The sequence below is a fragment of the Psychrobacter faecalis genome, assembly GCF_016107575.1.
Classification (GTDB): domain Bacteria; phylum Pseudomonadota; class Gammaproteobacteria; order Pseudomonadales; family Moraxellaceae; genus Psychrobacter; species Psychrobacter faecalis.
This window is the reverse complement of the sequence record NZ_JABAST010000016.1, coordinates 43,988-64,602: the sequence shown is the minus strand read 5'-3', so window position 1 is coordinate 64,602 and position 20,615 is coordinate 43,988. Positions and strand designations below refer to the sequence as shown.

Here is a 20,615-nt window from a genome sequence, read left to right as displayed (position 1 = left end):
GAAGGCGGCCGTACCGTAGGTGCTGGTGTTGTTGCTAACGTCCTTAGCTAAGCATTAAAACCCTAACGCTATAGAGTTATCTAAGCGTTAAGCAGTAAGAAAAAAGCCATCCTGATCAAGGGTGGCTTTTTTTGTGGGGTATGAATGAGGATAAATATTTAAAAAGACATATAGTAAACATATCCTAAAAACGCGACGATATTGCTGATATCAATTTTTTGTAGCCTCTGTCTGCACAGGCACAGCAAGCAAGAAAAATTGATATCAGCAGTGTGTGATGTATCTATATTACTTTTCACTCATTATAGTAGAAGAGTGGGGCAGACAAAAACCAATCTCACCTTATATGGGTTTATACATGTACCTTAAAAAGCGCTTATTATCTGATTGGTGTCTATTGTAATTCTTAACCGAGCTTGCTATATTAACGCTGCACCTCGTTAGCACCTTGTACGTTTAGTTTTTATTCGTATTAAGTGTTTTCATAGAGAGGCTTAAGAACAGTGATATTAGCGTCGCAGTAGAATTTTATTCCTAAATGCTTGCATTCTATGCTCAATATTGTATAATGCTGTCCTTTACACCCATAGGCGATTGGCTCAATTGGTAGAGCATCGGTCTCCAAAACCGAGGGTTGTAGGTTCGAGTCCTACATCGCCTGCCATCTTCTTATCATATCTTTGTCATACCCCACCATCTCCGAAGTGAGTTCTTTATGAGCAATAATCAAGATAACCTCGAGACTAAGTTATCTGATGCTAAGGCAGTGGCTGGTGGAATGCTGTCCAAAGATAAGCACGTTTCGGCGAACAATCAAACAACCGCTGTTGAAGTTGCTAAAACTGGTTCAGTTAAAGATGTGGTATTGTGGCTACTTGCCGCAGTAATTTTGATAGGGGCAACCTTAGTCAATCAATACCTACCAGGCTATTGGCAACCTGCCAATGATGTTTGGATGCGTATTGGTATCATCGTTGCTCTAGTTATTATTGCCTTGGTCTGCTTAGCGTTAACGCATCAAGGCCGCGCTTTTAAAATATTATTAAAAGATGCTGCCGTTGAGCTACGCCGAGTCACATGGCCTGGCAAAGATGAAACCTTTCAATACACATGGCAAACGATTGTCATGATTGCTATTGTGGGTTTTTTGGTTTGGTTGTTAGATAACTTTTTTAACTGGTTCGTTGGTATTTTTATTGGTTAATGACGCGTATTAGTGTCCATTAAGCCAGATTTACTTATAACGACTTAACTTTACTGATCAGGAGCGTGATATGCGTTGGTATATTGTCCAAGCGTTTTCAGGATATGAAAAGCAAGTACAACGTTCATTAACTGATCGTATCAATCGTAGTGAATTTGCTGATTCATTCGGCGATGTTTTGGTACCTACCGAAGAAGTCGTTGAAATGAAAGACGGCAAAAAGCGTAAAAGTGAGCGTAAGTTCTTTCCAGGCTATGTATTGATTCAGATGGAAATGAACGACAACACGTGGCATATCGTCAAAGACTGCCCGCGTATTATGGGCTTTGTCGGTGGCACGCCTGAAACGCCAGCACCGATTACGCAAGTAGAAGCCGACCGTATTTTAAACCGTTTAAATCAGACTGAAGCTGACCCACGTCCGAAGACTCTATTTGAGCCAGGCGAAGAGTTGTTGGTTATCGATGGTCCATTTACGGACTTTAAAGGGTTGGTGGAAAAAGTGGATTATGAGAAGTCTAAACTGCATTTAACGGTAAACGTATTTAATCGCCCGACCCAGGTCGAGCTTGAGTTTAGTAAAGTTGAAAAACTAGACTAAACCGGTAAAACATTCATCAACCGGGGAGCTGTTAGTCAATGAGGTGCATACCACATTGATTTGGCGCTATTACCCATTTAGGAGAGTATCATGGCTAAGAAGATTGATGGTTACATCAAACTGCAAGTGCCTGCAGGTAAAGCAAATCCTTCACCACCGATTGGTCCAGCATTGGGTCAAAAAGGCGTGAACATCATGGCGTTCTGTAAAGAATTTAACGCTGCGACCTCAAACCAAGAGCCGGGTCTACCGATTCCTACTGAGATCACCGTATACAGCGATAAATCTTTTACCTTCATCATGAAGTCACCACCAGCTGCATACTTACTACGTAAGGCTGCTGGTATCGCTAAAGGTTCTGGTACACCTAACACCGCTAAAGTCGGTAAAGTTGACCGTGCACAATTAGAAGAAATCGTTAAGACTAAAGATGCAGACTTAACCGCTGCTGGTCTTGATGCTGCTGTCCGTACCATCGCTGGTACTGCACGTTCAATGGGTATTACCGTGGAGGGTGTGTAAATGAGTAAACTTACTAAGCGTCAAAAGCTAATCGCTGAGCGCGTTGAAAACGAAAAATTATACACTCTTGAAGAAGCCGTTCAAATCCTAAACGATTTGCCAGCTCTTAAATTCAAAGAGTCTATCGACATCGCAGTAAACTTGGGCGTTGACCCACGTAAATCTGATCAAGTCGTTCGTGGTGCTACCAACCTACCTGCGGGTACTGGTAAAACCAAACGCGTTGCTGTCTTTGCTCAAGGCGCTGCTGCTGAAGCCGCTAAAGAAGCCGGTGCTGACATCGTTGGTTTTGAAGACCTAGCTGAGCAAATCAAAGCCGGTAATATGGACTTTGATATCGTTATTGCTGCGCCTGACGCGATGCGTGTGGTTGGTCAATTAGGTACTATCCTAGGTCCACGTGGCCTAATGCCTAACCCAAAAGTTGGTACGGTAACGCCTAACGTTGCTGAAGCTGTGACTAATGCGAAAGCGGGTCAAGCACAGTACCGTGTTGATAAAGCGGGTATTATCCATACCACGATCGGTCAAGTTGGCTTTACTGCTGAGCAAGTTATGCAAAACGCTCAAGCATTGCTATCTGATCTTAAACGCGCTAAACCTGCGACGTCTAAAGGTACTTTCATTAAGAAAATTACCTTGTCTAGCACCATGGGCCCAGGTATCTCAATTGATCCTGTTCCATATCGCGTTGCCAAATAATTTTATTGTATAAAAACTGCTCTTTATTCAACGATTTTGAATAAAGCGCCCATATTGTTTTAAAGAATTAGGTCAGCGTAGCAAACGCTTCGCTGTCTAAGACCGTAGGTAGAAAGCGGTTTATTATTACTTGTGATGGTAAGCTGCTTTTGTTAATCGACGACAGGTGAAAATCTTAGTTGTCCTACGCAGACGGTGACCCACCCAGTTGTTGATAAGAGCCAATAGATTGGTATTTATACCAAATTATTACTCGATGTCAGTCTGATAACGGTGCCGTAATCAGTCGTTATGAATGAACTCTTTATGGAGTTTATACATAACGTGTCGTATCAAGTCAGTCGTAGTAAGTTGTTTACATTGTCCAAAACTTCGGTTTTAGAATATTAAATAATGAGCGGATTGATAAGATTAAAGGAGTCAACTTATGGCATTAACGCTAGAGCAAAAACAACAAGTTGTGGCTGAAGTGTCTGAAGTTGCTGCTAATGCTTACTCAGCAGTAGCTGCCGAATATCACGGTATTGGTGTTGCAAAGCTTACTCAGCTGCGCGAACAAGCTCGTGATAAAGGTGTCGTTTTGAAAGTGGTAAAAAATACCCTAGCAAAACGCGCTTTTGAAGGCACTAAGTTTGAGAGCATGTCAGACCGTATGACTGGTCCACTACTTTTGGCTTTCTCTATGGAAGATTTGGGATCTGCCGCTCGAGTCGTTTTCGACTTCAGCAAAGATAACAAAGCTTTAGAGACCAAATTGGTATCAGTCGGTGGTGAAGTTTATGGTCCAGAAGAGCTAGAGCGCGTATCGAAGCTACCAACTCGCGACGAAGCAATCTCTATCCTAATGGCTACTATGAACGCACCAGTGACCAAGCTTGTCCAGACTATGAACGCAGTTCCTGGCAAGTTCGTTCGCACGGTAGCGGCAATCAAAGACGCAAAAGAAGCTGCTTAATTGCTTGTTTTAACGTAACTTTGACATCGCCGATTGCACTTTATTGCCAACCCTATTTAAACATTTGGCAAGCAATCCAAGCGATATTAAAACCAACTAAATTTTATCAGATAACGGAGAGTTCTCATGGCACTATCTAAAGATGATGTGTTAAACGCAATCGCTGAAATGTCAGTAATGGATATCGTTGAGTTAATCAGCGACATGGAAGAAAAATTCGGCGTAACTGCTGCTGTTGCCGCTGCTGCACCTGCTGCTGGTCCTGCTGCTGCCGCTGCTGAAGAAAAAGACGAGTTTGACGTTGTTCTTGCCAGCTTTGGCGAGAAGAAAGTTGGCGTCATTAAAGCAGTACGTGAAGCTACTGGCCTTGGCTTGAAAGAAGCGAAAGATTTGGTTGAAAGCGCTCCAGCTCCAATCAAAGAAGGCGTAAACAAAGCTGAAGCTGAAGAGTTGAAAAAGAAACTTGAAGAAGCTGGTGCAACTATTGAACTAAAATAAGTTCAACTGCTGTAAAAAAAAAGCTGGTAATGCCTTGCATTATCAGCTTTTTTTTATTATAATCCGTAGCTTGACCTTTTGTGTCTGCCAACATACGTATGCAACATCACGGTGGATACCCATCAAAAGGACAGACGATATACATGCAAGCACACTTAGTAGTTATTGAAATCAGTTAACGAGCTAAACGTCGATCGATGTTTGGCATTTTTTTGTGTCTGCATGCTTTTCATTAACACTATAATTTATACTGATTCTAAAAGTCACTGCTTTATAATAAGTCACTGTTTCAAAATTTATAGTTATCTCAGATTTTTAATCTAAACGCTGTTAATTAAATCATCTGGTAAGGTTTTACTGTCAGTATATGCACTGGTAGACGGTAGATATCAGCGACGATATTACTTATGATAGCAGATGATGAGTAGGTTTTTAAAAGAGAAGTAGCAATAGTACTTTAAGTGAATTTACAAAGAGAATCAATAGTATCTAAATGCCAGTCATTGGTCTTAGATACGGTGCAGTGGTTACTCGTAAGTACTACAAAGTTAAAAGGTGCAAGGCATTGAAATTTTTAGTGTTAGCACTCATATAGGCATGCTTAGATGCCGATTTACGCTTAAATAAACTGGATTAATTATGCACTATACGCGTGAATTAATCAGCAGTCATTAAATGAGCATGAATATCCGTTTTATATTATCGTTTACGTTGCCAGGTTTGCATGATATTCATATTAAATAGTATTGATGCAAGTCGGCCGCGCTTTCAATTTGTTTCCACGTTTACTGTAAGGACTCTCGATGGCATATTCTTATACTGAAAAAAAGCGTATTCGCAAAAGTTTTGCTGAATTGCCTACTGTGATGGACATTCCCTATTTGTTGTCTATCCAAGTAGATTCTTATGAGCAATTTTTGCAAGAGCATAAAAAGCCAAAAGCTCGTGAGAATACTGGTTTACAAGCTGCGTTTTCTTCTATTTTTCCAATTGAGAGTCACTCTGGTAACGCAGAGCTACAATTTGTTGAATATTATTTAGGTACGCCTGAGTTTGATGAGCGTGAGTGTATCTTACGTGGTTCGACCTTTGCAGCGCCAATGCGCGTTAAAATCCGTCTGATTATCAAAGATAAAGACAGCAAAGACAAAGACAGCAAAGCGGCGATCAAAGACATCCGTGAGCAAAGTGTCTATATGGGCGAGATGCCATTGATGACGGCTAACGGTACCTTTATTATCAATGGTACTGAGCGTGTGATCGTATCACAGCTACATCGTTCGCCAGGTGTGTTCTTTGACCATGATAAAGGTAAGTCGCATTCAAGTGGTAAAGTGCTTTACAACGCCCGTATCATTCCTTACCGTGGTTCTTGGTTAGACTTTGAATTTGATGCCAAAGATTTGGTTTTCGCGCGTATTGACCGTCGCCGTAAATTGCTTGCGTCTATTATCCTACGCGCTCTAGGCCTAACTACCTCTGAAATCTTAGATTTGTTCTTTGATAAAGTAAAAGTATATAAAGGCGAAGAGCAGTTTGAGATCGATTTGGTTGCGGATCGTCTGCGTGGTGAGATGGCACAGTTTGATATCGTATCACCAGAAGGTGAGGTGATCGTCGAGCAGGGCAAACGTATCAACGCCCGCCGTATCCGTCAGCTTGAAGAAGCGGGTATGACCAAAATTGCGATTCCTGATGAGTATTTATACGAACGCATTTTGGCCGAAGACATCGTTGTCAATGATGAAGTGATTGCGCGTGCCAATACGCTTATTGATCATGAATTATTGGTTAAGTTAAGCTCGTATGAAGCCAGTGATTCTATCAAAGAATTCAGCATTCTATTTACCAACGATATCGATCAAGGCAGTTATATTGCCGATACGCTACGCGCCGATAGCACCTCAAGCCGTGAAGAAGCCTTGATTGAAATTTATAAGGTCATGCGCCCCGGTGAGCCACCAACGGTTGAAACCGCTGAAAAGCTGTTTGAAAGCATGTTCTTTAACGCTGACCGTTATGACCTATCAAACGTCGGACGTATGAAGTTTAACCGTCGTTTGGGTCTAGAGTTTGAAGACACTGACGATGCTGATGTACAGCGCGCGCGTAGTGTTTTGACCAATGATGATATCGTTAACGTTCTAAAAGAGTTGATTGAAATTCGTAACGGTCGCGGCGAAGTCGATGATATCGACCATTTAGGTAACCGCCGTATTCGTTCGGTTGGTGAGATGGCTGAAAACCAATTCCGTGTCGGCCTAGTGCGTGTTGAGCGTGCGGTAAAAGAGCGCTTATCATCAGCAGAATCTGACAACTTGTCACCACAAGATTTGATCAACTCAAAGCCTGTAGCGGCAGCAGTGAAAGAATTCTTTGGTTCAAGCCAGTTATCACAGTTTATGGATCAGAACAATCCATTGTCGGAAGTGACGCATAAACGCCGTGTATCAGCGTTAGGACCGGGCGGTTTGACCCGTGAGCGTGCAGGCTTTGAAGTACGTGACGTTCACGATACCCATTATGGCCGCGTCTGTCCGATTGAAACACCTGAAGGTCCAAACATTGGCTTGATTAACTCATTAGCGACTTTTGCTAAAACCAACAGCTTTGGTTTTTTAGAAACGCCATATCGCCGTGTGGTTGACGGTAAAGTAACGGATCAAATCGAATACTTGTCAGCGATTGAAGAAGTCGGTACGGTCATTGCTCAGGCGGATTCGCCAGTAACGGCAGAAGGCGCGCTATCTGATGAAATGGTCAGTGTGCGTAGCTATGGTGAGTTTGTACGTATGCCGCCAGAAAAAGTGACGCATATGGATGTGTCACCAAGCCAGGTGGTGTCGGTTGCCGCCGGTTTGATTCCGTTCCTAGAGCATGACGATGCTAACCGAGCGCTCATGGGCTCGAACATGCAACGTCAGGCTGTTCCTACGTTACGTGCTGATAAGCCATTAGTTGGTACCGGTATGGAGCGTCACGTTGCTCGTGACTCTGGTGTTTGTGTGATCGCGAAGCGTGGCGGTGTGATCGAAGACGTTGATGCGTCGCGTATCGTCGTGCGTGTCAATGAAGATGAAATGGTCGCCGGTGAAGCGGGTATTGATATTTATAACTTGATCAAATACACGCGCTCAAACCAAAACACTTGTATTAACCAACGCATCATTGTAAACCAAGGTGATGAAATTGCTTTTGGTGATATCTTAGCCGATGGTCCGTCAACCGACCTTGGGGAGTTAGCGTTAGGTCAGAACATTCGTATTGCCTTTATGCCTTGGAATGGTTACAACTTCGAAGATTCGATTTTGTTATCTGAAAAAGTGGTCAAAGAAGATCGTTTCACCACCATTCATATTCAAGAATTAACCTGTGTAGCGCGTGATACTAAGCTTGGTACCGAAGAGATTACTGCCGATATTCCAAACGTTGGTGAAGCGGCGTTATCAAGCCTTGATGAAGCAGGTATTGTTTATATCGGTGCTGAAGTTGACGCTGGTGATATCTTAGTTGGTAAAGTCACGCCAAAAGGTGAGACGCAACTGACCCCAGAAGAAAAACTGCTCAGAGCGATCTTTGGTGAAAAAGCCGCTGATGTGAAAGACACCTCATTGCGTGTTCCAACATCAAGCAAAGGTACGGTCATTGACGTCCAAGTCTTTACCCGTGACGGCGTTGAAAAAGATGCGCGTGCTAAAGCGATTGAAAAATCACAACTTGATAGCTACCGTAAAGATTTAAAAGAAGAGCTACGCATCTTTGAAGAAGCGGCTCGTGGCCGTATCGCAAGCTTGCTTGATGGTCAAAAAGTCAGTGGCGGTTCTGGTCTAAAAGCCGGTACAGTCATGGCATTGGCTGACATGAAAGAGATGAGCCTTGAAACCTTGCTTGATATCCAGCCGGTTGAAGAAGAAATCTCTGAGCGTCTGACCCAAATCGCTGATTACTTGGTCGATAAGCAAAAAGACATCGATGTGAAATTTGCAGAGAAAAAACGCAAATTGACCGCTGGTGATGACTTACAGCATGGCGTACAAAAAATCGTTAAAGTATATCTAGCGGTTAAACGCCGTATCCAGCCTGGTGATAAAATGGCCGGTCGTCATGGTAACAAGGGTGTGGTATCGCGCATTATGCCGGTTGAAGACATGCCTTATGACGAACATGGCAATACCGTTGACATCGTCTTGAACCCACTTGGTGTACCATCGCGTATGAACATCGGTCAGGTATTAGAGACGCATTTGGGTATGGCAGCGAAAGGCCTCGGCGAAAAGATTGACGGTATGCTCAAAGCCCAAGCTGCGATTAAAGATTTGCGTGATTTCTTAGATAAAATCTATAACAAAGTAGGCGGTGAGAGCGTTGATCTTGATAGCTTAAGTGATGATGACATCATGGCGCTGGCGGACAACTTACGCGACGGTGTACCAATGGGTACCGCAGTATTTGATGGTGCTCATGAGTATCAAGTCAAAGAATTGCTTGAGCTTGCGGGAATGGATCGCGATGGTCAGCAGACCTTGTATGATGGTCGTACGGGTCAGAAGTTTGACCGTAAAGTAACCGTTGGCTATATGTATATGCTCAAACTTAACCACTTGGTTGATGACAAGATGCATGCGCGTTCTACCGGTTCTTACTCGCTTGTGACGCAGCAGCCGCTTGGTGGTAAAGCCCAGTTTGGTGGTCAGCGCTTCGGTGAGATGGAAGTTTGGGCCCTAGAAGCCTATGGCGCGACTTATACCTTGCAAGAGATGCTAACGGTGAAGTCGGATGACGTTGAAGGCCGTACACGTATGTACAAAAACATCGTCGATGGTGAACAATACATGGATCCAGGTATGCCTGAATCGTTTAACGTATTGACCAAAGAAATCAAATCACTGGGTATTAATATTGAGTTAAAACAAAGCAACTAAAACCAACGCAGGCAAAATAGCTGTTTAACTTAGTTGTCCACTAAAGGCAGTCTGCTTTATTGCTGCTGCTTTTAGTGATTTGTCTCAACCCTATTCATTGCCTTCATTCATCTTAGCCGCGCTCATAGCACGCTGTCAGATGATTATAAAGATAACGGAGAAGCAACTTGAAAGATTTACTCGATATCATGCAAAGCCCTACCGGTAACGGTAACCATGAATTTGACAGTATTCAAATTACGTTGGCCTCACCTGATGTGATCAAATCATGGTCACATGGTGAAGTTAAAAAACCAGAAACGATTAACTATCGTACCTTTAAGCCTGAGCGTGATGGTCTATTCTGTGCCAAAATCTTTGGCCCAGTAAAAGACTTTGAATGTTTATGTGGTAAATACAAGCGCCGTAAGTTCCAAGGCGTTATCTGTGAAAAATGTGGCGTTGAAGTCACGACCGCTAAAGTACGTCGCGACCGCATGGGTCATATCGACCTAGCCAGTCCTGTTGCGCATATTTGGTTCTTAAAATCTTTACCAAGCCGCATTGGTCTGTTGTTAGATATGACGCTTCGTGATATCGAACGCGTCCTATATTTTGAAAGCTATATCGTCACCGAGCCTGGTCTGACTTCTTTAGAGAAGTATCAGCTGCTTGATGATGAAGATTATTATAAAGCGCTTGAAGAATTTGGCGATGAGTTCACGGCCAAAATGGGTGCTGAAGCGGTTCAAGACCTATTAAAAGACATCGATTTAGATATCGAGATTGATGAGCTGCGTGAAGCCATTCCGCAAACCGGTTCTGAGACTAAACTTAAAAAGATGTCTAAGCGTCTTAAATTATTAGAAGCATTCCGTGATTCTAATAACAAGCCTGAGTGGATGGTAATGAATATCTTACCAGTACTACCACCAGATTTGCGCCCGCTAGTACCACTAGAAGGCGGCCGTTTTGCGACATCAGATCTAAACGATTTATATCGCCGCGTAATTAACCGTAACAACCGTTTAAAGCGTCTATTAGAGCTAAGCGCCCCTGATATCATCGTACGTAACGAAAAACGTATGTTGCAAGAATCAGTCGATGCCTTGCTTGATAACGGTCGCCGTGGACGTGCGATTACCGGTAGTAATAAGCGCCCATTAAAATCTTTGGCAGATATGATCAAAGGTAAGCAAGGCCGTTTCCGTCAGAACTTACTTGGTAAGCGTGTTGACTACTCTGGTCGTTCGGTTATCGTTGTAGGTCCGACCCTGCGTCTACATCAGTGTGGTCTACCGAAGAAAATGGCACTAGAACTATTCAAGCCATTTACTTATAACAAGCTATTGTCTCATGGTCTAGCGACTACGATTAAAGCTGCCAAAAAGATGGTAGAGCGTGAAGAGCCACAAGTGTGGGATATGCTGGCCATGGTTATCCGTGAGCATCCAGTACTACTGAACCGTGCGCCGACGCTTCACCGTTTGGGTCTACAAGCATTTGAGCCAGTATTGATCGAAGGTAAAGCGATTCAGCTGCATCCTCTCGTTTGTACCGCGTTCAACGCCGACTTTGACGGTGACCAAATGGCGGTACACGTGCCATTGACCCTAGAAGCACAGCTTGAATCACGTGCGTTAATGATGTCGACCAACAATATCTTGTCGCCTGCGAACGGTGATCCAATCATCGTACCATCACAAGACGTTGTACTTGGTTTGTATTACATCAGCCGTTCATCAATCAATGCCAAAGGCGAGGGCATGATCTTTGCCACCGTTAATGAAGCATTGCGTGCGATTGGCTCAAACGATTTGCATGTTAACGCTAAGATTAAAGTGCGTGTAACGGAAACTCATGTCGACGACGAAGGTAATGAGACCAAAGAAGTCAAGATGCAAGATACCGTTGCTGGCCGTTTGTTGATCTGGAACATCATGCCTAAAGGTATGACGTTTGATGAGTGTAACCAAGAGATGACCAAGAAAAATATCTCTAAATTGATCAACTCTTGCTACCGTAAAGTTGGCGTGAAAGAAAGTGTTATGTTCGCTGACCAATTGATGTACCTTGGTTTTGCACAAGCAACCTTATCTGGCGTATCTATCGGTATCGATGATATGGTCATTCCACCGCTGAAAAAACAAATCATCGAAACCGCTGAAGCAGAAGTTCGCGAGATTGAAGATCAATTCGAGCAAGGTTTTGTGACCGCGGGTGAGCGTTATAACAAAGTGGTTGATATCTGGTCGCGTACCAATGATAAAGTCGCTAAAGCGATGATGGATAACTTGGCAACTGATAAAGTTATCAATGCCAAAGGTGAAGAAGACGAGCAGAAATCGTTCAACTCTATCTTTATCATGTCGGATTCTGGTGCTCGTGGTAGTGCCGCTCAGATTCGTCAGTTAGCAGGTATGCGTGGTTTGATGGCAAAACCGGATGGCTCAATTATTGAGACGCCGATTAAGGCCAACTTCCGCGAAGGTTTGACCGTACTGCAGTACTTTATTTCAACGCACGGTGCACGTAAAGGCTTGGCTGATACCGCTCTAAAAACCGCTAACTCAGGTTACTTGACGCGTCGTTTGGTTGACGTAGCGCAAGATTTGGTTATCACTAGCGAAGATTGTGGTACTGAGGAAGGCTTGCTCATGAAGCCGCACATTCAAGGTGGCGAAATCATCGAGAAACTCGGTGAACTAGTCCTTGGTCGTGTGACCGCGCGTGATGTTACTTACAACGATGATGCGTCAAAAGTCTTGATTCCAGCAGGTACCTTAATCGATGAGTATTGGGTAAATGTGCTTGATAACAACGCGATTGATGATATTTGGGTACGTTCGGTCATCACGTGTGATATTGAGCATGGCGTTTGTTCACAGTGTTATGGTCGTGACCTTGCTCGTGGTCATAAAGTCAATATCGGCGAGTCAGTCGGTGTTATGGCAGCGCAGTCTATCGGCGAACCTGGTACTCAGTTAACCATGCGTACGTTCCACGTTGGTGGGGCTGCAAGTTCGGCGTCTGTAGACAATAGCATCTCAGCACGTAATGCGGGTCAAGTGCACTTTGAGAACATGAAAACGGTACAACATACCGATGGTCACTTGGTTATCGTATCGCGTTCAGCAGAATTGGCATTGACCGATGAGCTTGGCCGTGAGCGTGAGCGCTATAAAGTACCTTATGGTTCTAGCGTCCTTGTGAAAAACGAAGAGCAGGTCGAAGGCGGTCAAACTATCGCTAAATGGGATCCGCATACGCACCCAATTATCACAGAGTTCGCCGGTACCGCACGCTTTAGTGATATTGTTGATGGTTCGACAGCAACGGTTAAAGTTGATGATGCCACTGGTATGAGCTCGTTTGAAATCCTAGCGACTCGTGACCGTTCAAGTTCAGCCAAAGACTTACGTCCGGCGATTATCTTGAACACTGACGAAGGTAAAGAAGTGGTTTACTTCTTACCAGCTGAAACGATTATTCGTGTCAGCGATGGTGAGAAAGTAGCAGCCGGTTCGATTTTAGGCCGTGTACCACAAGCGTCTTCAGGAACCAAAGATATTACCGGTGGTCTACCACGTGTTGCTGACTTATTTGAAGCGCGTCGTCCGAAAGATCATGCCATCATGGCAGAAATGACGGGTGTCGTCAGCTTCGGTAAAGAGACCAAAGGTAAAAATCGCTTCATTATTACCAATGAAGATGGTGAAGTCCATGAAGAGCTAATCCCGAAATGGCGTCAGATCAACGTCTTCGAAAACGAGACGGTTGCTCGTGGTGAGATTATCGCTGATGGTCCACAAAACCCGCACGATATCTTACGTCTAAAAGGACAAACTGCGCTTGCTGATTATATCGTAAACGAAGTTCAGGACGTTTATCGCTTACAGGGCGTGAAAATCAACGACAAGCACATCGAAGTTATCATTCGTCAGATGCTGCGTAAAGTTGAAGTCACGGACGGTGGTGATTCAAGCTACTTTAAAGGTGACCAGGTTGAGTACGCTGACGTCAAAGCGCTGAATGCGAAACTGGAAGCGGAAGATAAGTTCCCAGTTAAGTATGAGCGTCAATTGCTTGGTATTACCAAAGCAAGCTTGGCAACAGAAAGCTTTATCTCAGCGGCATCGTTCCAGGAGACAACCCGTGTCCTAACGGCGGCAGCTGTGACAGGTAAAGTTGATGAGCTACGCGGTCTAAAAGAGAACGTGGTGGTTGGTCGCTTGATTCCTGCTGGTACTGGTCTTGCTTATCATAAAGCTCGCAAAGAAAAAGCGGAGCAAAAGCTGCAAGATAATGATTTGAATGCAGCGTTTGATATGTCTGCTAGTACCGATAGCACAGACTTTGCAAGCTTTGATGAAGCCTTTGCTCAAGAGCTTAACCAAGGTAATCATTAATCTAAATAACCTTTAGTTATTTCTCTCAATAAAAAAGCCAGCCTCAGTTGCTGGCTTTTTTATTGCCTAAAGAAAATAGAGTTTATAAATTATTTTTGTATACCATCACTTTTTTATAATAACTTAAGCAAAACGTACATTGCTATAAAGATGCCTTTTAAATTACTATTAATAGATTTTGAGCGCGTTATAGAATGATATGACATTTTCAATGACGGTAGCCAATTAAACAATTCACTTCATTCAATTAACTTATAAATACATAGGGATAAGCGCATGGCCGGTAAGACTCGCGTTGCTAAATACCAAGCTGATCGTACCAATCAAAAATTATATTTTTGTCGTTTGGGCTGTCAAGCAGCTGCTAATACGAGCGATAAACAACTATACCAAGCGCACTGTGAGACCGCTATTTTTCATTTATACGGCGCCTATCTTGCTTTTATACAAGAGCTTGGAAATTTTTATGGTTTAACGATGACCGCGCCAACCTTAGCAGATATTGAAGAAGGACTAAGCGCCCGTACGCAAGTATCGCCTGAAGTACAGCGCTTAGAGCAGCTTTTACAGCAAGGTTTTTTGGCTGATATAGAGCGTGCCTATCAGCGTTGTCTATATCCAGTGTTACCTGAGAATGTAATAGATGATAAGGTAATAAATGACAAGGCAGGTCGCGGCACAGCAGCGGCACCCGATCTGATTGTTAATGTCGTGACGTTATCAAATCAGTGGCTGCCAGATGAGGCGACCATACGCGAATGGCGGCAGCAATTATTAGAGCTGATCGAACAACTGCGCGCCGGTATGGTTGAGTTTTAAATAACCTCTAGGCTTTTATACTCTGTTTAAGTAATAGGCTTTATTTTTATAAATAAGTGTTAATAAAAAAGGTCTGGCACAGTGAAATTGTGCCAGACCTTTTCTTTGCATCTAAACTAAAACTGTCCCTTATTTATTCGGGCATCGGCGGCATGCGCTCAACCGGCGTGGCTGATAAAGGTTTGTTTTGAGGATTACCGTTATCAGTACGACTTGGTTTTGGTTTTTCAGGAGCGGGTCGATTTTGAATCTGCTCTTCAACTGGCTCAGGGGCAGGTGGCTTACGTTGTTGAGTGGTGGTTTTGACTGGCTTTGCTGATTTGCCATCATCTGCTTCTTCATCTTCAAGCTCAGCTGCGCCTTCGTCCATCATTTCTATGATAGTCTGCTTCTGCTTTTTAGATTTGGCACGGTTATTGATAGCTACCCATTGATGAGGGGTGTTATTTAACTGGGCTTTCATAAAGTCCATCCAAACAGGCAGCGCTGCCACGCCGCCATATTCACGGCGTCCAAGCGTTGATGGCTGATCAAAGCCCATCCAAACGACAGTAGCATTGGTAGGATGAAACCCTGCAAACCATGCGTCTTTTGCTTCATTCGTCGTTCCGGTTTTGCCACCAATGTCATCGCGTCCCAACGCTTTCGCGCGCACAGCCGTACCGCGCTGGATAACGTCGCGTAGAATATCGGCCATCTCAAAAGCCACTCGCGGTTTTAAAATACGCGGCGCTTGCTCAGCACGTACATACTGCAAAACTGGCGCTTTTAGGCGATCCGAATCTGGACTGGCATCATAAACTTCTACATCAAGTGCTTTGCTATCTTTTAATGGACTGTCTTCTGTAGCATCAGAATCTGAACTATTTTCAGCTTTAATATCGCTCTCTGATTTTATCGACGCCTTATTTTCTTCTTCTACTTTTGCTTCATAATCTTCGATAAGTTTTTTGTTGAGGTCGTCGAGCTGTTCATTAAAACATAACGCGCATGCTTGTTGCGGGTTGGCTTGAAACAGCAGCTTATTATTATAATTATAAATTTGGTCGATAAAATAAGGCTGAATACGATGACCACCATTGGCAAAGGTCGCATAAGCCGTCGCCATTTGTAATGGGGTAGCTTGACCTGTGCCCAATGCTAACGACAAAGTGGTAGGCAGCTTTTCTTTATCGAGTCCAAACTCATCTAATAAATTACGTGCATCGGAGATACCAATGGCTTGTAGCAAGCGAATAGACACTAAGTTACGTGATAAATAAAGTCCACGGCGCAAGGTAATATCGCCTAAAAAACGTTGGTCAGAGTTTTTAGGTTTCCAATCGCCTACTTGAATCGGACGGTCTGAAACAATGCTGTCTGGGCGGTAGCCTTTTTCTAGGGCCGCGGTATAAACCAGTGGTTTAATCGTTGAGCCGGGCTGGCGCCAGCCTTGTAGGGCGCGGTTAAATTTACTGTGATTAAAATCAAAACCGCCAACCAAAGCTCGTACAGCGCCTGTTTCAGGGTTTAAGGAAACCAAACTGCCTTGTACGTCTGGTATTTGACTCAATTGCCAACTGCCATTAGCGGCTGGTATCAAGCGCACGATGTCATTTTTACTAACAATCTGGCTGGCATTACTCGGAAAATAGCCAATACGGTCGGCAGAGATATATTTACGTGCCCAGCTCATGCCAGACCAATTGACGGTGACGCTTTCACCGGACTGCAGGATTGCTTCAAAACTGCGTGAGTTAACCTTGGTGACTTTCGCCGGCGACATATTGCTATAACGACGGAATTTTTCCAGCGGTTCACCGTTTGCTTCTGGACCGCGCCAGCCATGACGATGCTCGTAGGCCACAAGCCCCGTCAATATTGCCTTTTCTGCCGCTTTTTGCGCTTCACTATCAACAGTCAAACGCACGCGCCAACCGCCATTCATGACTTGTTCGCCATAGCGCTCGACCAAGGCAGAACGTGTCATCTCTGCCAAATACGGCATGTTCATATCAAGCTTTTCTTGATAAAGGTTGATACCGATAGGGGCGTTGATCGCTTCGTCGTGCTGCTGCTTGGTGATATAACCAAGCTCATGCATACGGCCAATAATCCAGTTGCGGCGGGTGAGTGCACGACTAGGATTGGCGACAGGATTGTATTTAGAAGGGGCTTTTGGCAAACCTGCAAGCATAGCCATCTCGGCCACCGTCAGGTTCTCAAGTGATTTACTATAGTATTTTTTGGCAGCAGCGCGGATACCATAAGCGCCTTCGCCTAGATAGATTTTATTGACATATAAGGTAAGAATGTCGTTCTTACTCAGCTCATCTTCTATTTTACGGGCTAAGAACAGCTCCGTTAATTTACGGTTTAATGTACGTTCAGGGCTTAAAAAGTAGTTTTTAGCGACCTGCATAGTGATGGTAGAGCCGCCGGTTTGGCTTTCATCGTCGGTTACCACTTCGGTCACGGCGCGACCAAGTCCTTTAATACTGATACCGCTATGCTGGAAAAATGTTGCATCTTCGGCCGCCAAAAAGGCATGCGTTAAGCCTTCGGGGATTTCTTCAAATGTAACTGGTAGCGATAAACGGTTGCCATACTGACCAATCAGCTTGTCGTCACTACTATAAATCTGTAAAGGCATCTCAAGATTGGCGGTTTTAATCTCTTGGGTACTGGGTAAGGTTGGCGCTAAATACATCGCCATACCATAAAAACCAATCGGTACAGCAAGCGCTAAAATGAGCGCTAACGCTAAGCAGGCAATGAAAAGCCCCACCAAAAAGTGAATGAGACGAGCGGTAGCATTTTTTTTGGTCATAATCAGGCTTATCAATTAAAATTTGCAACAGGTAGGAGATTATACCTTGAACAAAATAGGCAGGTAATAATAAATGTGTAAGTGTGGCTTAATAAGTAGTCTAAATGCTTGATAAACAATCTAAATGCTTGAATCTATCTATTAAGTAAAGTGTTGTACTAAATTATTACAAATAACTATCAGAATGTACACTTAATATAAGGTATAGAGTTTGTGAGGCTATTTACTTCTAAAAGTCGGCATTTGATTGGCGTGGATATTTGCGCCACGTCAGTAAAGCTGGTCGACATTCAGCGCCAACAAGGTATCTTTCATTTAAAGTCTTACGGTATCGAAGCGCTACCAGAAGGCGTAGTCGTTGACAAACTCATCGTAGACACTGAGGCCGTAGGTAATACTATAGCAAGCCTAGCACGGCGTTGCCAAGCTGCGGGCAGTAATGCGGCAACTGCTGTATCAGGTTCTGCTGTGATTACCAAAATTATTGATATGGATATGGTGCTTAACGATGTCGAGCGTGAAGCGCAGATTCGTTTGGATGCCGATCAATATATTCCTTATTTATTAGAAGATGTAAATTTAGATTTTGAAGTACTAGGGCCGTCACTGATAAATGATGATATGGTGCAAGTGCTCCTAGCGGCGTCGCGCTCAGAAAACGTCGACCAAAGAGTCGATGCGCTTACTTTTGGCGGTTTGCAAACCGAAGTGATGGATATCGAATCGCATGCTATTGAGCGTGCCTTTGGTTTGATGGTCGATAATCTCTCAAATATACCAGACTTGGTCGCTTTAGTTGATATTGGTCATAACCAAACGACCTTATATATAGCTAAAAACGGTGAGTTTATTTATAGCCGTGAACAGTTATTTGGTGGTGCGCAGCTCACTGATGCGATTCAAAACCGTTATGGACTATCTGCTGAAGAAGCAACCATTAGCAAACGTGAACGCACTCTACCTGATGATTACTACCCTGAGGTATTGACACCGTTTATCGAAAATACCATTCAGCAAATTACGCGCTCATTACAGTTTTACTTCTCATCAAGCCAATCCAGCAGTATCGATCATGTCGTGCTAGCAGGTGGTAGCAGCTCTATTGCAGGGCTTGCCGGTATGGCGCAGCAACGATTGGGTGTCCCTGTCACTATCGCAAATCCGTTCATCAACATGACCATTGCTCCTTATATCGATAATGAGCAACTGGCGATTGATGCACCAAGCTTAATGGCCGCGTGCGGTCTTGCGTTAAGGAGCTTCGACTAATGGCTCGTATTAACTTATTGCCCTGGCGGCAAGAAGAGCGCGAACGCCGCAATAAAGAATTTATCACTTTGGTGGCCGCAGTAACCTTGCTCACTTTATTAGCGGCATTTGCCTCATGGAGCTATTTTAATAATGAACTCGATGAGCAATTGGATGCCAATGCGCTGATTGAGCAAGAAAACGCGCGCTTAGATAAAGCCTTAGTAGAGATTGATAGCTTAGAACAACGCCGTGAAGACATCATCTCACGGATGCAGGTTATCCAAGATTTGCAAGGTCGACGTCCGGTTCCAGTCCGTATATGGGATGATCTTGCCAAAGCAATACCGCCTGCTCTGTATTTAACCAATTTAAAACGCGAAGGCGATGTACTGACGTTAACAGGTCTTGCTGATAATCCAAATATCGTCTCTAGCTTGATTCGTAATCTAGACAGCAGTAAATGGATGGGCAATTCAGCGGTAAGCAATATTCAGCAGAATATCAGCGCCTATCAAGCCGCGCCCATCTTAGAAAATACGGTGACTACTGGAGCGCAGCCGCGTCCGGTTTATCCTGAAGACAGCTATGTTCAGTTTGTTGTCACGACTAAAGTACAGTCAGAAACAGCGGAAGCGACTGAAGCTAACGCTGCGTCTGGAGGTGAGTTATGAAACTGATTCGAAAAAAGAGCTTGGTTAAAACCAAGAAAGAGGCGTTAAGTACGAAAAAGCAGTTTGACTTGAATGAGTTTCGCCGCAGTTTCGAATCATTAGACAGCGAAAACTACGGCAGCTGGCCGCTTCCTGTCAAAGTTACCGTGATTGGATTTATTATTGCTTTGATTGCAGCGCTATCTTGGGCGCTGCCAATCAGCAGTAAAATTGATGAAATTAATGCCGCTGAAAGTCAGCAGCAAACTTTACTTGATAGCTACCGCGAAAAAGAATCGCGTGCGCGTCATTTAAAAGCCTATCAAGCGCAAGTGATTCAAATGGAAACTGAGTTTAATACTTTACTCGATCAACTCCCAAAAGATACCCGCGTATCAGAGCTGGTCGAAGGTATCAATATGACGGGCGTTGGCAGTAACATTCGTTTTCAAGATATCTCTGTTGAGCCTGAAATTGAGAATGAGTTTTTTATTGAGCAGCCTATTCGTATCGCTGCCTTAGGTGAATACCATCAGTTTGGTAGCTTTATCAGTGGTCTTGCTGCCTTGCCGCGTATTATTACCATGCATGATTTTGAAGTCAGTAATCCGCAGCCAACTCTAGATGTATTGCCTGAGCTCAATCTGGCGCTACAAACCAAAACCTATCGCTCAAAAGAAGCTGCTCCTGAAGGTGAAGAAACCGCCACACCAGACGCTGCTACCACTGATGCTGCAGGAGGCAACTAATGCGTATCCAAAAACTGCCCATGCTGCTGATTTTAAGCGCGACTGTTTTGTCAATGACCGGTTGTACTGACCGTATTGGCATGGCAGAGCAGGCGATGACTGATATTCGCAACCAGCCAGCACAGCCAATTGAGCCGCCGCCCAAAGCTGAGCTGGTAGAAGATTTTGTTTATAGTGCCAGTACGCAGCGCAGCCCATTTTTGCCACCAAGCTTAGTGAATGTCCAAGGCCCTGCCACCTCTATTGATGGTGTGCGCCCTGATATAACCCGAGTGAAAGAACCACTTGAACAATATGAGCTGTCGCAACTCGTCTTTCGCGGCGTCGTTATTTCACCTGAAGGTCAGCAATATGCCTTAGTGCAGCGTCCTGACGGTTCGGTTGCGAGCGTAAGAGTCGGTAATTATCTTGGCTTAAATGACGGCCGTATTGTTGAAATCACGCCGACCCAGATTAACTTGATCGAAATTGTGCCAGACAGCCGCGCTGGGTTTGTTGAAAAACCCCAGTCGCTGGTCTCCCCTATAAGCTAAGTCGGCAGATTT

The 20,615-nt window shown here is 44.1% G+C and carries 14 protein-coding genes and 1 tRNA gene; 14 read left to right on the top strand and 1 reads right to left on the bottom strand.

Translation table 11 applies throughout. The features are described 5' to 3' along the window. The first annotated feature begins 588 nt into the window (after window positions 1-588). From JFC07_RS06960 to JFC07_RS06915, 10 genes are all read left to right on the top strand, one after another. Window positions 589-664, top strand: a tRNA-Trp gene (locus JFC07_RS06960). 51 nt (window positions 665-715) lie between these two features. Continuing rightward, complete coding sequence (gene secE, locus JFC07_RS06955) at window positions 716-1,204, top strand: preprotein translocase subunit SecE (protein WP_068405077.1); 489 nt, start codon at window positions 716-718, stop codon at window positions 1,202-1,204. Window positions 1,205-1,274: 70 nt separating this feature from the next. Then, window positions 1,275-1,805 (top strand): transcription termination/antitermination protein NusG, encoded by a 531-nt coding sequence (nusG, locus tag JFC07_RS06950; protein ID WP_068405079.1) that lies wholly within the window; start codon window positions 1,275-1,277, stop codon window positions 1,803-1,805. 90 nt (window positions 1,806-1,895) lie between these two features. Continuing rightward, window positions 1,896-2,327: a 50S ribosomal protein L11 gene (gene rplK, locus JFC07_RS06945; RefSeq protein WP_068405081.1), complete on the top strand. Its 432-nt coding sequence runs from the start codon at window positions 1,896-1,898 to the stop codon at window positions 2,325-2,327. Then, window positions 2,328-3,029: a 50S ribosomal protein L1 gene (gene rplA / locus JFC07_RS06940; RefSeq protein WP_068405082.1), complete on the top strand. Its 702-nt coding sequence runs from the start codon at window positions 2,328-2,330 to the stop codon at window positions 3,027-3,029. 427 nt (window positions 3,030-3,456) lie between these two features. Beyond that, window positions 3,457-3,984 (top strand): 50S ribosomal protein L10, encoded by a 528-nt coding sequence (gene rplJ, locus JFC07_RS06935; protein ID WP_025652244.1) that lies wholly within the window; start codon window positions 3,457-3,459, stop codon window positions 3,982-3,984. Window positions 3,985-4,110: 126 nt separating this feature from the next. Continuing rightward, window positions 4,111-4,482: a 50S ribosomal protein L7/L12 gene (gene rplL, locus JFC07_RS06930; RefSeq protein ID WP_144297917.1), complete on the top strand. Its 372-nt coding sequence runs from the start codon at window positions 4,111-4,113 to the stop codon at window positions 4,480-4,482. Window positions 4,483-5,285: 803 nt separating this feature from the next. After that, on the top strand, window positions 5,286-9,404 hold the full coding sequence (gene rpoB / locus JFC07_RS06925) for a DNA-directed RNA polymerase subunit beta (RefSeq protein ID WP_068405086.1): 4,119 nt from the start codon (window positions 5,286-5,288) through the stop codon (window positions 9,402-9,404). 167 nt (window positions 9,405-9,571) lie between these two features. Continuing rightward, the gene (gene rpoC, locus JFC07_RS06920; protein WP_102077692.1) at window positions 9,572-13,792 is read left to right on the top strand and encodes a DNA-directed RNA polymerase subunit beta'; all 4,221 of its coding nucleotides are present in this window, start codon (window positions 9,572-9,574) and stop codon (window positions 13,790-13,792) included. Window positions 13,793-14,068: 276 nt separating this feature from the next. Further along, complete coding sequence (locus JFC07_RS06915) at window positions 14,069-14,611, top strand: DUF6586 family protein (protein WP_102077693.1); 543 nt, start codon at window positions 14,069-14,071, stop codon at window positions 14,609-14,611. A 133-nt stretch (window positions 14,612-14,744) separates the two neighbouring features. Here the strand turns inward: JFC07_RS06915 and JFC07_RS06910 are convergent, their stop codons facing one another. Then, complete coding sequence (locus tag JFC07_RS06910) at window positions 14,745-17,420, bottom strand: penicillin-binding protein 1A (RefSeq protein WP_198328726.1); 2,676 nt, start codon at window positions 17,418-17,420, stop codon at window positions 14,745-14,747. Between the two features lie 213 nt (window positions 17,421-17,633). Here JFC07_RS06910 and JFC07_RS06905 point away from each other — a divergent pair, with 213 nt between their 5' ends. From JFC07_RS06905 to JFC07_RS06890, 4 genes are read left to right on the top strand one after another with little or no spacing between them, the layout of a single operon-like run. Beyond that, window positions 17,634-18,689, top strand: a complete 1,056-nt coding sequence (locus tag JFC07_RS06905) for a pilus assembly protein PilM (protein ID WP_198328725.1) — start codon at window positions 17,634-17,636, stop codon at window positions 18,687-18,689. Then, window positions 18,689-19,342, top strand: coding sequence for a PilN domain-containing protein (locus JFC07_RS06900; RefSeq protein ID WP_102077696.1), 654 nt, complete (start codon window positions 18,689-18,691; stop codon window positions 19,340-19,342). Before JFC07_RS06905 ends, JFC07_RS06900 begins: the two co-directional genes overlap by 1 nt. Beyond that, window positions 19,339-20,070 (top strand): type IV pilus inner membrane component PilO, encoded by a 732-nt coding sequence (locus JFC07_RS06895; protein ID WP_198328724.1) that lies wholly within the window; start codon window positions 19,339-19,341, stop codon window positions 20,068-20,070. Before JFC07_RS06900 ends, JFC07_RS06895 begins: the two co-directional genes overlap by 4 nt. Continuing rightward, on the top strand, window positions 20,070-20,603 hold the full coding sequence (locus tag JFC07_RS06890; protein ID WP_068405097.1) for a pilus assembly protein PilP: 534 nt from the start codon (window positions 20,070-20,072) through the stop codon (window positions 20,601-20,603). The genes JFC07_RS06895 and JFC07_RS06890 overlap by 1 nt, the downstream gene beginning before the upstream one ends. The last annotated feature ends 12 nt before the right edge of the window (window positions 20,604-20,615 follow it).